Source organism: Hominiventricola aquisgranensis (genome assembly GCF_040096225.1).
In the GTDB taxonomy this organism is placed as follows: Bacteria; Bacillota; Clostridia; order Lachnospirales; family Lachnospiraceae; genus Hominiventricola; species Hominiventricola aquisgranensis.
The window spans coordinates 33843-48620 of sequence record NZ_JBBMFC010000024.1; the positions used below are offsets into that span (position 1 = coordinate 33843).

17 protein-coding genes are annotated in these 14778 nt (G+C 42.0%); 12 read left to right on the forward strand and 5 right to left on the reverse strand.

The window, feature by feature from the left end:
- Positions 1–35: 35 nt before the first annotated feature.
- On the reverse strand, positions 36–557 hold the full coding sequence (locus WMO62_RS12620; RefSeq protein ID WP_349144853.1) for a peptidylprolyl isomerase: 522 nt from the start codon (positions 555–557) through the stop codon (positions 36–38).
- Positions 558–753: 196 nt separating this feature from the next.
- On the opposite strand from WMO62_RS12620, the gene WMO62_RS12625 reads away from it, so the two are divergent.
- The 8 genes from WMO62_RS12625 to rpsI all read left to right on the forward strand — a co-directional run bounded on the left by WMO62_RS12625 (position 754) and on the right by rpsI (position 8488).
- On the forward strand, positions 754–2715 hold the full coding sequence (locus tag WMO62_RS12625) for an amidohydrolase (RefSeq protein WP_349144854.1): 1962 nt from the start codon (positions 754–756) through the stop codon (positions 2713–2715).
- Positions 2716–2856: 141 nt separating this feature from the next.
- Positions 2857–3711, forward strand: coding sequence for an energy-coupling factor transporter ATPase (locus tag WMO62_RS12630; RefSeq protein WP_117499480.1), 855 nt, complete (start codon positions 2857–2859; stop codon positions 3709–3711).
- Positions 3687–4541 carry an energy-coupling factor transporter ATPase gene (locus WMO62_RS12635; RefSeq protein WP_349144855.1) on the forward strand — a complete coding sequence of 285 codons (855 nt, stop codon included), beginning with the start codon at positions 3687–3689 and terminating at the stop codon, positions 4539–4541. The genes WMO62_RS12630 and WMO62_RS12635 overlap by 25 nt, the downstream gene beginning before the upstream one ends.
- Positions 4542–4551: 10 nt before the next feature.
- Positions 4552–5376: an energy-coupling factor transporter transmembrane component T family protein gene (locus WMO62_RS12640; RefSeq protein WP_117499484.1), complete on the forward strand. Its 825-nt coding sequence runs from the start codon at positions 4552–4554 to the stop codon at positions 5374–5376.
- 12 nt (positions 5377–5388) lie between these two features.
- Positions 5389–6138 carry a tRNA pseudouridine(38-40) synthase TruA gene (gene truA / locus WMO62_RS12645; RefSeq protein WP_349144856.1) on the forward strand — a complete coding sequence of 250 codons (750 nt, stop codon included), beginning with the start codon at positions 5389–5391 and terminating at the stop codon, positions 6136–6138.
- A 20-nt stretch (positions 6139–6158) separates the two neighbouring features.
- Positions 6159–7514 (forward strand): MATE family efflux transporter, encoded by a 1356-nt coding sequence (locus tag WMO62_RS12650; protein WP_147601798.1) that lies wholly within the window; start codon positions 6159–6161, stop codon positions 7512–7514.
- Between the two features lie 130 nt (positions 7515–7644).
- Positions 7645–8073, forward strand: a complete 429-nt coding sequence (gene rplM / locus WMO62_RS12655; RefSeq protein WP_117499488.1) for a 50S ribosomal protein L13 — start codon at positions 7645–7647, stop codon at positions 8071–8073.
- 22 nt (positions 8074–8095) lie between these two features.
- A complete protein-coding gene (gene rpsI / locus WMO62_RS12660; protein WP_117499490.1) occupies positions 8096–8488 on the forward strand; it encodes a 30S ribosomal protein S9 in 393 nt (130 codons plus the stop codon).
- Positions 8489–8815: 327 nt separating this feature from the next.
- On the opposite strand, the gene WMO62_RS12665 is transcribed toward rpsI, so the two are convergent.
- The 4 genes from WMO62_RS12665 to WMO62_RS12680 all read right to left on the reverse strand — a co-directional run bounded on the left by WMO62_RS12665 (position 8816) and on the right by WMO62_RS12680 (position 12262).
- Positions 8816–9502 carry a hypothetical protein gene (locus WMO62_RS12665; protein WP_349144857.1) on the reverse strand — a complete coding sequence of 229 codons (687 nt, stop codon included), beginning with the start codon at positions 9500–9502 and terminating at the stop codon, positions 8816–8818.
- A 333-nt stretch (positions 9503–9835) separates the two neighbouring features.
- Positions 9836–10315, reverse strand: a complete 480-nt coding sequence (locus tag WMO62_RS12670) for a hypothetical protein (protein ID WP_349144858.1) — start codon at positions 10313–10315, stop codon at positions 9836–9838.
- A 157-nt stretch (positions 10316–10472) separates the two neighbouring features.
- Complete coding sequence (locus WMO62_RS12675; protein ID WP_349144859.1) at positions 10473–11525, reverse strand: tyrosine-type recombinase/integrase; 1053 nt, start codon at positions 11523–11525, stop codon at positions 10473–10475.
- Positions 11522–12262, reverse strand: coding sequence for a hypothetical protein (locus tag WMO62_RS12680; protein WP_349144860.1), 741 nt, complete (start codon positions 12260–12262; stop codon positions 11522–11524). The genes WMO62_RS12675 and WMO62_RS12680 overlap by 4 nt, the downstream gene beginning before the upstream one ends.
- A 211-nt stretch (positions 12263–12473) precedes the next feature.
- On the opposite strand from WMO62_RS12680, the gene WMO62_RS12685 reads away from it, so the two are divergent.
- The 4 genes from WMO62_RS12685 to WMO62_RS12700 all read left to right on the forward strand — a co-directional run bounded on the left by WMO62_RS12685 (position 12474) and on the right by WMO62_RS12700 (position 14723).
- Positions 12474–12647 carry a hypothetical protein gene (locus tag WMO62_RS12685; RefSeq protein WP_349144861.1) on the forward strand — a complete coding sequence of 58 codons (174 nt, stop codon included), beginning with the start codon at positions 12474–12476 and terminating at the stop codon, positions 12645–12647.
- 12 nt (positions 12648–12659) lie between these two features.
- A complete protein-coding gene (locus WMO62_RS12690) occupies positions 12660–12881 on the forward strand; it encodes a hypothetical protein (RefSeq protein WP_349144862.1) in 222 nt (73 codons plus the stop codon).
- Between the two features lie 244 nt (positions 12882–13125).
- Complete coding sequence (locus tag WMO62_RS12695) at positions 13126–13311, forward strand: hypothetical protein (RefSeq protein WP_349144863.1); 186 nt, start codon at positions 13126–13128, stop codon at positions 13309–13311.
- The gene (locus WMO62_RS12700; protein ID WP_349144864.1) at positions 13308–14723 is read left to right on the forward strand and encodes a hypothetical protein; all 1416 of its coding nucleotides are present in this window, start codon (positions 13308–13310) and stop codon (positions 14721–14723) included. Before WMO62_RS12695 ends, WMO62_RS12700 begins: the two co-directional genes overlap by 4 nt.
- The last annotated feature ends 55 nt before the right edge of the window (positions 14724–14778 follow it).

Below are 14778 nucleotides of genomic sequence, written 5' to 3' on the forward strand. Positions count from 1 at the left end.
CACCCACCGCCCCTCGCGGTACTGAGTTCTTACATTTACATCTTCTCCGGTTCCGGATAATCCACTCCGAAGGTCTCTACGGTTACTTTCTTCATAACCTGCGGAACGATCGGTTTATCACGATAATCAGTATCGGTCTCAGCAATCTTATCTACCACATCCATACCTTCGGTTACTTTGCCGAATGCAGCATAAGCGCCGTCCAGATGCGGAGCATCTTTATGCATGATGAAGAACTGGCTTCCGGCACTGTTCGGCATCATGGTACGAGCCATGGAAAGAACACCAGCGGAATGTTTCAGATCATTTTTGAAACGATTCTGATTGAACTCTCCTTTGATGGAATAGCCTGGGCCGCCCATACCGGTTCCGTCCGGGCATCCGCCCTGGATCATGAAACCTTCGATCACGCGATGGAAGATCAGACCATCATAGTAGCCTTTCTTTACCAGACTGATGAAGTTGTTGACTGTGTTCGGAGCAATCTCCGGATACAGCTCTGCTTTGATGACGCTGCCATCGTCCATTTCAAATGTAACAACAGGATTCTGTGCCATATTTTTTATCTCCTTTTCTCTATGCCCTTTGGGACAGAGCATTATTAGTTCTTATTTTAACGGATTTAGTCGGATTCGTAAAGAGGGCGCGGTTTTTGCCGGAGTTTCAGTGGATTTTTGCAGTCAGATGGGGTACAGTAGAGAAAAACAGAGTCGCATCCGGATTTTGAGATGTCGGAAAGCAGGAGAAGGATATATGAGTACAGAAGAAATTTATCAAAATATCATAGAAGAAGCAGAGAGCCTGGAACAGGAGTTAATTAAACTTCGCCGAGAATTTCATCAATACCCGGAACCAGGATGGATGGAGATGCGGACATCTGCCCGTATCGCAGAACTGCTGGAAAGCTATGGATGTGATCAGGTGTTAATGGGAACAGAAGTCTGCAAGGCAGATGCCAGAATGGGTGTACCTGAGGAAAGCCTGCTGGAACAACATTATAAGGAAGTAAATGCGCTGGGGCAGGTGTCAGAGGAGAAGTTAAAGAAGACACGCGGCGGATTTACTGGTGTGATCGGTATTCTGCATGGAAAATTGTCAGAGGAGAGGACTGCTTCGGAAAAGGAGTCAGAACGGGCATCAGAGAATCAGGTGCTGGCATTCCGGTTCGATATAGATGCTCTTCCGGTGACAGAGTGCGAGAACATGGATCATTTTCCGGAAAAGCAGGGATTCCGGTCAATATGTCCAGGTTATATGCATGCCTGCGGACATGACGGACATATTACAGTGGGGCTTGGAACAGCAAAGATACTTTGCGGTATGAAAGATCAGCTTCGTGGAACTATAAAATTTATTTTCCAACCGGCTGAGGAAGGTGTCCGCGGTGCAAAAGCCATTGTAGAGAAGGGGCATCTTGACGATGTGGATGTAGTGCTGGGTGCGCATATGAGTGGCAAGGAGGATCAGGAGCAGTGCATGATTGGAATTGGTGATGGCCACAGCCTGGCAACCACGAAGATGGATGTGGAAATTCATGGAAAGGCTGCCCATGCGGCCGCAGCACCGGAGGCAGGTGATAATGCCATGCTGGCCGCAGCCACGGCAATCTTGAATCTCCATGCGATCCCAAGATACAGTCATGGTGATACCAGAGTGAATGTGGGAAAACTTGTGGCAGGCAGTTCCAGAAATGTGATCTGTGAGTCTGCTCACATGGAGATGGAAGTGAGGGGAATGACGGCAGAGGCTAATCAGTATATGTATGATTATGCCTGCCGGATCATTGAAAATGCAGCGCAGATGCATGGGTGTACCAGCCAGATCCGGCTGATGGGAGCAGCGACCAACAGTCTCAATACGCCGGAACTGATGGACCGCATGAAAAAGCTGTGTGAAGAGAGACTGCAGTTACCGGTGGTTTATGTGCCAGAAGGTGGTGTGGGAGGCAGTGAGGATTATTCCTGTATGTCGGAGCGAGTGAAGGAGCATGGAGGACAGTCCTGCTATTTTCTGAATCTCAGTAAGTGCCATGCAACTCTTCATAATGACCGGTTTGATTTTGATGAAAAAGCACTGGTCAATGGTGTGAAGGTATTTACCTGTGCAGCGGTGGATCTGCTGATGGAAAGTACACTAGACCCGGCATTTCTGGAGCGTGACCGGCTTCGGAAATCTGGCATTCCGGTAAAGATTGCGGAGACAGAGAGGCTGCTGATCAGGGAGACCATTCCGTCAGATATTCCGGACCTATATGAGATCTGGAAGCAAGGCGGCATGGTGAGGGGGACAGTTCCGGTGCTGAACACACTGGATGAAGAGACAGAATTTATGGAAGCCTATATCCGTCATGCCTATCTGTTCTATGATTTTGGACTGTGGACAGTGATAGAAAAACAGAGTGGACAGATCATCGGACAGGCAGGACTGTTTGTGTCAGAACTGTTAGACGATGCAGTGGAGCTTGGTTATCTGATTAGGCAGTCATATCGTGGAAAGGGCTATGCACAGGAGTGTGGAAGAGCGATCCTCGCTTACGCAGAAGAAGTGCTGGATCTGGAAGAGCTTCATGTGCTGATTGAGAGGACGAATGATACATCCCTCCATGTGGCACAGAAACTTGGATTTGGGCCATATGGACAGGACCAGATTCATGGAGCAGAGACAGCAGAAGATACAGAAACATCCTTGGTACATTGGCATAAAATGTTAACCTGAATATGAAAAATAAAAACTAATATCTGGAAGCGGCTGAATTTTCTTGAAATTTCAGCCGTTCATGGTATAATGGGCACGTTAGTGTGGGTCTTTTGGCCCATGTAAAGATAATGAATCATGAGAAATGCAGGAGGCAGCCCCATGATAAAAGCAGAAAACGTCACTTTCGAATATGATCGACTGGACGAAGAAGGAAATATAGAATCAAAATTAACAGCGGTGGATCATCTGAGCCTGAAGATTGAGTCAGGAAGTTTTATTGCGGTTCTGGGACATAACGGTTCTGGAAAATCCACGTTTGCAAAGCATATTAACGCACTTCTGACACCTACAGATGGAACTCTGTGGGTCAATGGCATGGATACCAAGGATGAGGAACATCTGTGGGATATCCGTCAGAATGCTGGAATGGTATTTCAGAATCCGGATAACCAGATCATTGGAACGATTGTGGAGGAAGATGTGGGATTCGGACCGGAGAATCTGGGAGTGCCAACAGATGAGATCTGGACCCGCGTGGAAGAAAGCCTGGATGCAGTAGGCATGCTCAAATATCGTCATCACTCGCCCAACAAATTATCCGGTGGACAGAAGCAGCGAGTAGCCATTGCAGGTGTGATGGCTATGCATCCGAAATGTATTGTAATGGATGAGCCGACGGCCATGCTGGATCCTCATGGACGAAAAAGCGTCATTGAGACGGCAAAGAAGCTTAATAAAGAAGAAGGGATCACGGTGATCCTGATCACTCATTATATGGAAGAAGTGATCGAGGCAGACCGGATCTTTGTCATGGATGATGGAAAACTGGTTATGGAAGGAACTCCTAAGGAAGTATTTTCCAAAGTGGAGAAGTTAAAGGAATTGAGGCTGGATGTGCCGCAGGCAACTCTGGTGGCTCACGAACTGCAGCAGAGAGGAATTCCGCTTCCAGATGGAATATTGAACAATGAAGAACTGGTGGATGAATTATGTCGATTGAAATCAAAAATGTAAATTATCTGTATTCGCAGGGGACTTCTTATGAGATGCATGCCTTGAAAAATGTGAATCTGGAGATTCCGGATGGGCAGTTTGTGGGATTGATCGGGCATACAGGTTCTGGAAAATCCACATTGACCCAGCATCTGAACGGATTGGTGAAGGCGACCAGTGGACACATTTATTATAATGGCGAAGATATTTATGATGAAAAATTTTCCATGAAGAAGTTACGCAGCAAGGTAGGGCTGGTCTTTCAGTACCCGGAGCACCAGCTGTTCGAGACAGAAGTGCTGGCAGATGTGTGCTTTGGACCGAAGAACTTGGGCTTTACGAAAGAAGAAGCAGAAGAGAAGGCCAAAGCAGCCCTTCGGATGGTCGGGATGGGAGAAGAGTATGACAAGAGTTCTCCTTTTGAGTTGTCCGGCGGACAGAAGCGTCGTGTGGCTATCGCTGGTGTGCTGGCTATGGACCCGGAAGTACTGATCCTTGATGAGCCTACAGCCGGTCTGGATCCAAGAGGTCGTGACGAGGTGCTCGACCAGGTCAGCGCACTTCAGAGATCCAGAGGAATCACAGTCATCCTGGTGTCCCACAGTATGGAAGATGTGGCAAAATATGTGGACCGTCTGATCGTTATGAATCAGGGTGAAGTGCGGTTTGACGGAAGACCTGTGGATGTGTTCCATCATTATAAAGAACTGGAAGAGATCGGGCTGGCAGCACCACAGACGACTTACCTGATGCAGGAATTGAAAAAACAAGGCGCAGATGTAAATACCGATGCGACAACGGTGGAAGAGGCAGCAGATGCCATAGAAGCCTGGCTGAAAGCATCAAAGTAGGAGATTTACCATGATTCGAGATATTACGCTGGGACAATATTATCCCGCAAAATCGGTGATCCATCAGCTGGATCCGAGAGTGAAGCTGGTGGCAACCATGTTGTATATTATTTCTTTGTTTGTGGCAAAGGGAATTTTGGGGTATGTGATCGCAACGATTTTTCTTGCATTTGTCATTCGCACATCCAAGGTTCCATTTAAGTTTATTACCAAAGGATTGAAAGCAATTGTGATGCTTCTGATGATCACAGTAGTATTTAATCTTTTTCTGATTGATGGAGATGTAGTGCTGTGGCATTTTGGATTTTTAAAAATTACAGATAAAGGTCTGCGTACAGCAATTCTTATGGGTGTTCGTCTGATCTACCTGATTATCGGCTCTTCACTTATGACGCTGACCACAACGCCCAATGACCTGACAGATGGTATGGAACGTCTGCTGAATCCGTTGAAAGCGGTACATGTACCGGTGCATGAGATATCCATGATGATGTCCATTGCGCTTCGGTTTATTCCGATCCTGCTGGAAGAGACGGATAAGATCATGAAGGCGCAGATTGCCAGAGGTGCAGACTTTGAATCCGGAAATATTATTCAGAGGGCAAAAGCCATGATTCCGCTGCTGGTTCCGCTGTTCATCTCTGCATTCCGCAGAGCCAACGATCTGGCCATGGCCATGGAGGCCCGCTGTTACCGTGGAGGTGACGGACGTACCAAGATGAAGCCACTTCATTATGAAAGCAGAGACCATATAGCATATGCGGTTGTATGGGGGTATCTGGTACTGATGATCGTGTTTGGACGTCTGCTCAGTGGCACTGTTATTCCGTTTTAAGAAAGGAATTGCATGAAAAGGGTAAAACTTGTGGTTGCCTATGATGGCACCAATTACTGTGGCTGGCAGGTTCAGAAAAATGGGGAGACTATTGAATCTGTTCTGAACCGGGCCATTGGAGAACTGACAGGAGAGGAGATCCATGTGATGGGCTCCAGTCGGACAGATGCAGGTGTTCATGCCTGCGGAAATGTGGCGGTCTTTGACACCGAAGCGAGGATGGCCGCAGATAAATTTTCATATGCATTAAATCAAAGACTGCCGGAAGATATCAGGATCCAGGATTCCTGTGAAGTTCCGGCAGATTTTCACCCCAGATTTCAGAAGACGGTGAAAACCTATGAGTACCGGATCCTGAACCGGGAATTTCCGCTGCCGGCTTATCGGTTCAATTCGCATTTTACATATCGGAAGCTTGATGTGGAGCGGATGAGACAGGCGGCTGCCTATCTGATCGGGGAACATGATTTTCAGAGCTTCTGTGCAGCGGGCGCCCAGGTGAAGACGACAGTACGAACGATCTATGCGCTGGATGTGGAGAAGCAGGGAGACCTGATTATCCTCCGCATTACAGGAAATGGATTTCTCTATAATATGGTACGGATCATTGCCGGTACGCTGATGAAGATTGGACAGGGAGACTGGGAGCCGGAGCGTATACCGGAGATTCTGGCAGGCTGTGACCGCCAGCTGGCAGGTCCCACCGCACCGGCCAGAGGACTGACATTGATGGAGATTCATTTCAAAGGGGAGAAAGGATAACAATAATGGAAAAAACTGTTATGAAAGAAAATAAAATGGGTGTCATGCCCATAGGTAAACTGATTATCACCATGTCGCTGCCGATCATGATCTCCATGCTGGTGCAGGCGCTTTATAATGTGGTAGACAGTATTTTTGTCGCAAGAGTCAGTGAAAATGCACTGACAGCCGTATCTATGGCATTTCCTATCCAGAGTCTGATGATTGCAGTAGGAGTTGGTACAGCGGTAGGCGTGAACGCACTGCTGGCCCGGTCACTTGGTGCAAAAGATATGGACCGTGTAAATAAGATTGCTGAAAATGCAGTATTTCTGGCAGTCATGAGTTATCTCGTGTTTTTGCTGATCGGATTGTTGCTGTCAGAGCCGTTTTTCAGAAGCCAGACAGATATTGAAGAGATCGTGCAGTATGGAAAGCAGTATCTGACGATTTGCTGTTGTACGTCTTTTGGTATTTTTGTTCAGATCATGTTTGAACGGATGCTGCAGGCAACGGGGAAAACTTTTTATACCATGATCACCCAGGGAACCGGAGCCATTATCAACATTATTCTGGATCCGATTCTGATCTTTGGTCTGTTCGGCTTCCCGAGAATGGAAGTGGCAGGCGCTGCTGTGGCAACGGTGACAGGACAGATAGTTGCTGCTGTTGCGGCAATTATTTTAAATCAGAAGAAAAATCATGAAGTGAAGATCAATATGAAAGGATTCCGTCCTTCCGTGGAAGTGATTGCACAGATCTATGAGATCGGTATTCCTTCTATCGTTATGCAGGCCATCAGTTCTGTGATGACCTATGGCATGAATCTGATCCTGATCTCATTCTCTGCAACTGCGACAGCGGTATTCGGCATCTACTTTAAATTGCAGAGTTTTATCTTCATGCCAGTCTTCGGACTGAATAATGGTGTAATACCGATCGTTGCGTATAATTATGGTGCGCAGAAGAGAGACCGCGTGCTCAGTGCGATCCGTCATGTGATCACTTATGCAGTGGTGATCATGATTTTAGGTCTGGTGATTTTCCAGACGATGCCGGATAAACTGCTCATGATGTTCAGTGCATCCGAGACTATGCTGGCAATTGGAGTTCCTGCTCTTCGGACGATCTCCTTAAGCTTCCTGCTGGCAGGATTCTGTATCGCAGCCGGAAGTGTATTCCAGGCACTGGGAAAATCTATTTACAGTATGTATGTGTCAGTGGCACGTCAGCTGGTAGTGCTTCTGCCGGTTGCATATGCATTGTCCAGACTTGGCAGAGTGGAGCTGGTCTGGTGGGCGATCCCTATTGCAGAGCTTATGTCTCTGACTATGACGGTGATCTGCATGATCCACATTAATAAAAATATTATCAGTAAAATTGGAAAAAACAGTTGACATGTGTGACCAGCTGACATATAATATTTAACTGTGACAAAGCGAGAAAATGTCTGATCCAAAGCCCCGGTAAGATGTTTTTACGTATAAATCAAGAATATTTAATTGAATTTTTACAGGAGGTATACCAATGAACAGTTTCATGGCTAATCCAGCAAAAGTGGAAAGAAAATGGTACGTAGTTGACGCTACCGGATATACATTAGGTCGTCTGGCATCTGAAGTTGCAAAGGTGCTTAGAGGAAAGAACAAACCGGTTTTCACTCCGCACGTAGATACAGGAGATTATGTGATCGTTGTTAACGCTGACAAGATCAAAGTTACCGGAAAGAAATTAGACCAGAAGATTTACTATCATCATTCAGACTACGTAGGTGGTATGAAAGAGACTACTTTAAGAGAGATGCTTGCAAAGAAACCGGAGAAGGTTGTAGAGCTGGCAGTTAAGGGAATGCTCCCGAAAGGACCGCTCGGAAGAGAAATGTTCACCAAACTTCATGTTTACGCAGGCGCAGAGCATCCGCATGCAGCACAGCAGCCGGAAGCACTGACATTTTAAGTAGGATAAGGAGGTAAATATCATGGCTAAAGCAAAATTCTACGGAACTGGCAGAAGAAAAAAATCCATCGCCAGAGTATATTTAGTACCGGGAACTGGTAATATCACTGTTAATAAGAGAAGTATCGATGAGTATTTCGGACTTGAGACCCTGAAGGTTATCGTTCGTCAGCCGCTCGTTGCTACTGAGAATGCAGATAAATTTGATGTTCTTGTAAACGTTCGTGGTGGCGGATACACCGGACAGGCAGGAGCAGTTAGACACGGTATCGCACGTGCACTTCTGCAGGCAGATCCGGAGTACAGACCGATCCTTAAGAAAGCAGGATTCCTGACTCGTGATCCGAGAATGAAAGAGCGTAAAAAATACGGTCTCAAAGCAGCTCGTCGCGCTCCGCAGTTCAGCAAGCGATAATTTGCAATTTTATAAGAATTTTTGGAAAGTCCTTAAAACCCAGTGTTTTAGGGACTTTTCTTATATCTAAGTTTTCTTAAATTTTGAAAAAAGTAGTGAATTTTTAACGGTAGCACACAGGTAGCACACAGGTAGCACACAAATTCGTTTGACAAATTTGGAAAAAGCTGATATTATGCGGACAATCTTATATTGTGCTTTTCTGTAGGGGCAACTATGACGGTTTAAGGGGCTAAAATCGGAGTAGATACAAAAGAGCAGACAATAAAAAGGGTACGCAGTCCGGCATACCCCTTGATGGTTGTACTCTTTTCGAGTAGGTTCTAATTAGATCAAATTTAATTCTTTGAAATTGCGGTTGTAATCATAACCGAATACTGTAAATAATTCGTTATTGCATCTTAAATCAATTTCTAAACTTTTAAGAAGAAATAACAAACTATGTTCTCCGCCTAGTTCTGATAGTCTGATATTATGGTTTATATTTGCGTGAAAATCAATGATAGCATCAAGATTTTTAACTTGATTTTTTAATTTTTTGTATAGTTCTAATATTAGAGCATCTCTTACAATATGGTTTATAGATAGTAGTATTTGTTCGTGAGCATGTAACATTTCATGTAAAATAACATTATCGTTATTTATGACGGATTTATTTATTACAATCAATTTTTCTGATTGGTCATTATATCCGTCATAATCATTCTGTATGTTGGTCGATATTTCAAATCTATAGTGTTGCCCCATTAGAGATAATGAATCCGTTCCATTGTTTGTATCATCAGAAAAATCATTAAAAGGCATTTTTGTATATTTTGCCATAATTGATTTCTTATCTAGCATCATATCATCAAAGTATCTTTCAAGCATAAGCACTCTTATTGTTAAATCATATACCTCCGCTGTTCGACTAGCAAACCATACATTGTATTTATTGGTTTGTATATCTGATGACAAAGCGGTGGTTTTGTAGATGTTCATTAAATCATATTCATTGTTTACACTATCAAGCATTTGTATAATTTCTTTTTTTGTAGTCCATATTACGCTCCTTATATAAATTCTATGAGGGCATCTGTAATATAGACACCCTCTGATACGGTCTTATGTAACGGTTATTCAACCAGTTTATTTGTATAAGCAAGCACTACTTTTAAGAAATGTATATTCAGTTTTTCAAGATTACTGATGATTGCTTTAATCAATTCATTTTTGTTATCCATTATTTAATAACCTCTCTTCCTTTGATAATATCAAGTATTTGCTTTATGGTCTGCAAATCCTCAACATATAATATTTTCTGTATCATTTCAAATTTCAGGTCATTTTGTTCTTTTTTTTCAGGTGTCATTGATGCTCTTTTTGATCATGTTCTTTTCTTGCTTCTTCATTGCGTTTTTCTTGTCGCTGTTCAGATGCTTTGTAACATTCTATAAAAGACTTACGCTGTTTTGCTGGCAAAAAACTTTCTAAATACTCATAATAGGAATGAAGCGTTAAAACCATGAAAGTATATAAATATTCTGCACCGCTGCCAAATGGCAAATAATAGGCAAGTTCAACTAACTTCCGCTGGCTTTCATTGAACATATGGCTTTCCATGTGGTCTTTTACTTCTTTTTCTTTCTGCTTATATCCAGCCATAAAGCCATAGCAGAAAACATCATAGAATGTATTTATTACAGCTTCTTTGTCGGTTAAAAGTGACTGTGCAGCGTTTATAATGCTGTAGTTCATGTCAAAATCGTCTTTGATACTGTGCTTTTTGGAAAAGCTGTCAAAAGAATTTCTTGCATCTTCATAGGTCATATTTCTAATTTTCTTCATTGTAAAATCTCCTTTTCTTTTTGCTGGGAGAATGTTACAATGAACACGCTCCCTTTAATTGCTGTGGTTGGTAATTGCTGGGTGTTGGGCTTTGTGGTATTTGCGGTACTACAGAGCCTTTTTGATTATCACATTCAATTTACATCAACTCCTTTACTTAAATTTTGTTTATGGCATTCAAAAGGGCATCAATTTCAAAGTGTGTATATACCTGTTGCGTCACACCCTGCCCTTTATGTCCTACGATCTTTTTTACCAGTCTGTCATCAACTCCTGCTTCTGCCAGTAATGAAATGCAGGTATGTCTTGTATCGTGTGGTCGGTGATTCATTCCAATCTGCTCAATCAATGGCTTCCAGTAGCTGTCGTAATAATTGCGATATACGAAATGCTTGCCGTCTGGTGTGCTCAGAAGGTACTCACAATCATTTAGGTTATACCAGTATTCAAAGAACGGTAGTATCTTGTCAGAAATTGGAACTTTGCGGATTCCAGATTCTGTTTTAGATGCGATCACATCAAACCAACGTTCTTCTATATTAACGTTTTCTTTCTTTAGGTCCAACAATTCAGAGATTCTGCAGCCGGAATAAATCAGCATCAAGATCACGTTAAAGTAAACGTTCGTATCTTTCCACTTCCAGACTGTTTCAATCTCTTTTTTGCTGAATGGTTCCCTATTGTATGCGTTTGGGTTCCCGGCCTTTTTAATGTCAATATACTGTGCTTTGTTCATATCTGGTGTTATTATGTCGTGAATCACAGCATATTTGAACATCAGACCTATCAATACTTTGTATTTTCGTAGCGTAGGTGTGTTTTTACCGGAATTATCAGCAATGTATTGCAGATCATCCAGCTTTACGTCTGCCATGCGCTTATTTGCAATAGAATCACATAATAGGTAAGCGGCACGATAACCTTTGGCATTACTTTCTGATACAGTCGGGAAGTGTTCAGCACTCCAACGCTCATACACTTCTTGAAACGTCACTTTTGATGCATCCACATCATAGGGTGATTTGTTATAGTCTGCAAGTGCTATCATTGCTTCGTTTTTAGTCCTGTAGTAGCCTATTGTTTTACGTTTCTGTTTCCATTTGCCGGTATCTTTATCTATTAGCCATCGTTCCGTTACAATAGCCCTGTATGGGTTTCTACGGTTGCCGGACAGCTTATAGACAGAACCGAAACCGTTAGGTAACTTCATTTATCATCACTTTCCTTTTTGGCTTGCAATTCTTTAACATAGTCAAAAACATAGCTTGGTACGTGTTTTTTATCTCTTGTAAGATGGGCAATTGTCTTATCAAATCCAAGGTTTTTGATTTCCATTTGAACTGCAATTTTCCACATTTTTTCTTTTGCAATTTTACCATGAGTATTGTTTAATTCAAAAAACAATTCTCTATCATTGCTTACGAGATTGAGAGCTTCTTTAAGCATTTCTACAGATTGGAAAAAGTGAAAATCACTATTTTCTTTATCACTTGCGGTTCTTTTTCCACATATCGAATCAACAATTTCTATTTTTTGAAAATATTGTGAATTTCTATATATGTAGGCTTCAATGATTTTCTCCATGGCTTTCGTTGATAACAATTTATCAATCACATCTCTTTGCAATTTTGTGTATTGCTTTAATCTATCAATAGAAATATCTGATAAGCCAGTTACCTTGCTAATCATAGCAACATCTTCATCTATAGGTTTAAAATTACTTATGCCAAGAAGAAAATCGGCAGTTGTATCAAAAACCTCACAATATGCTTTTAATTCATAATCAGATACATTGCGTCTATCGGTTTCAATTTTTCTTATTGCATTATAGGTTAAAGTAGAATAGCCTTTCTCCTTAAAAATTTCTGCAAGTTCTTCCATTGTCAGCCTACAACCTTGCTTTGTAAACTCATAATCTTCACGAATTTTTTTGTAACGATTTTCCATAAATAGCCCCACTTTTCTAAAAGTTCTAAAAATAGAACAAAAAATAAAAGTTCTGAATTTGAAAATTATTTAGCACAAATTAACAACAGCAGGAAAATTAGTGTTAGTATGTGCTTGTAACGGAACAAAAAAATATTTGTTCTAGTTGCAGAATACCACTTGCAAGGGTAAAAGTCAACAACAACATTATAGAAAGTAGAGGTAATTATTTATGTGTAATCAAGATATTAGAGAATACGCAAAAGCTCACAATGTGAAATTATGGCAAATTGCAAATGAACTGGGAATCAATGACGGGAATTTTAGCAGGAAGTTACGTTATGAGCTACCAGGAGAAACGAAGCAGCAAATTAAAGTAATTATTGATGAGTTAGCAGCGGAATAAGGCGGTGGGGATATGGCAGATATTACATTTGACCGTGCAAATATCCCGGTTGCGGTGGCAGCACAAGCATTAAAGTTGGATTGTCAGACAGTACGTTTATTATTGCAAAACAAACTTGTTGATTGGGGACTAGCTTATAAAAGACCAGGCAGCAGCCAGTACAGTTACATAATTTATCCTAAAAAATTTTATGAGTCTACAGGTTATAAATTTGAAGAAAGCAGAGGTATCTAACATGAGAATAACAAAAGTAGAATTAAAGCCGTTACAGAAAATCAAGCAGTTAAAGAAATTGAAGTCATGCAACTGTATGTCCTGTGATTGTGAAAATAACATGTTTACTTTGACTTTCAAAATTGGTGATACAGGAACAAAAGAACTGTTACAGGATTTGACAATCATATTTGAAAAGCATGTTCCTAAAATCTATATATCAAACCCATACACACACAATAATGCAGAAAATGAGATGTAAAGCATGGATGAACGAGAATTAAGAGCAAAACAAGATAAACTGATGGCAGATTATAATGAATGGTATGAACTGCAAGCAGAATTTGATTCTGATAGTCGGGAATGGCATGATTGCGAACATGAGAAAGAGCAATTGCAGGAAGATTGCGACCGGCTCAGGATACCTTTAGAAACGGGGTGTTGTGAATGACAGATAGTGAAGTATATGAAAGCAATTTGCAGCATTTTAGCATATTTAAGCGGTATGGAGATAAAGCGCAATGCAGATGCCCGGCACATGATGACAAGCAAGCATCACTCACAATAACCAGAGGGCGAAAATGTACGTTGTTTCATTGCCATGCAGGATGTACGCTTGATAACGTTCTAGCGGCAGCAGGACTTGATAAAAAAGATACTTTTTACAATTCAGATCAGCAGCGTGTTAGTTGGCAGATGTATGTTGAGGGCAAGGAGAAGCGTAAAATAGAAGCAGTTTATAACTACGTTTCTTGTAACGGTTCTTATGCTTTTACAAAAATACGGCTAGAGGGTAAAAAGATATTATATGGCAGATTAGAAAATAACCGTTTTTCCTACGGACTGCCAAGGGATAAACCTAGAAAAAGTTATAGGGCGATATATGGCGATTTAAACGCTATTCAGAAAGCAGTGCAGACCAGTCAACCGGTATTTATTCCAGAGGGTGAAAAAGACGTTGATACGCTGATAAAGCAAGGATACATAGCTTTCACATATGGCAGTGTGCATGATTGGCAATCTGAATTTTCGGAGCTGTTAAAGGGCGCTGACGTGATAATACTTGCAGATAATGATGAACCGGGCAGAACTGTGTCTAATACTATACTAAAAGACATTCAACCGGTTGCAAAAAGTGCAAAGATCATTGTACCGGTACCAGATATTCCCAAGGCGGATGTATCGGATTATTTCCAAGCAGGACACACTAAGCAGGAATTTGAGCAGCTTATAAATACCGTTACAAAAAACCGTATGGAGGGCAGTACAGAACGGCAGAAAGCCCAAAACAAGCCGTTAGAGGATGTGTTGAGAGATTTGCACGCTGAGCAGTTTGAAGCGTCGGATAAAGGCTTTGGGCGGCTATTTGCTACAGTATTTAAGGATGTGCACCGGTATAACCCATCACGTCGAGATTTTATGCTATATGACGGCAGCAGGTGGATAGATGATACAGAGGGACTTGCAGCCAGATCAGCAGCTAAAGACCTGTCAGATGCGCTTGTAAGATATGCAGTAACTGTTGATGTGGACGGTAAGTATTTGAGGGCAGTGACTCCATTATGCAATATCAGAAACAGAAATAATATGTTACAAGATAGCCGAGATATAACATTTTTTACCAATGAAGATCTGGACGTAAACGATTGTCTGCTTAACGTTCAGAACGGCACCCTTGATCTATCAGCGGATAAACCGGTATTTCTTGAGCATAAGCCGGAAATGTTGCTGAGCAAAATATGTAATGTGAGTTATGCACCTGCTGCCATCTGCCCGGAATGGAATAAATTCCTTGAGCAGATCATGCAAGGGGACAAAGAAAAAATTCAGTATTTACAGAATGATATTGTCAATATTGGTTGACACATTTATCTCAAAGATATCATTTCCTATGCAGCCAGGCCCAGAGATTGGTAGT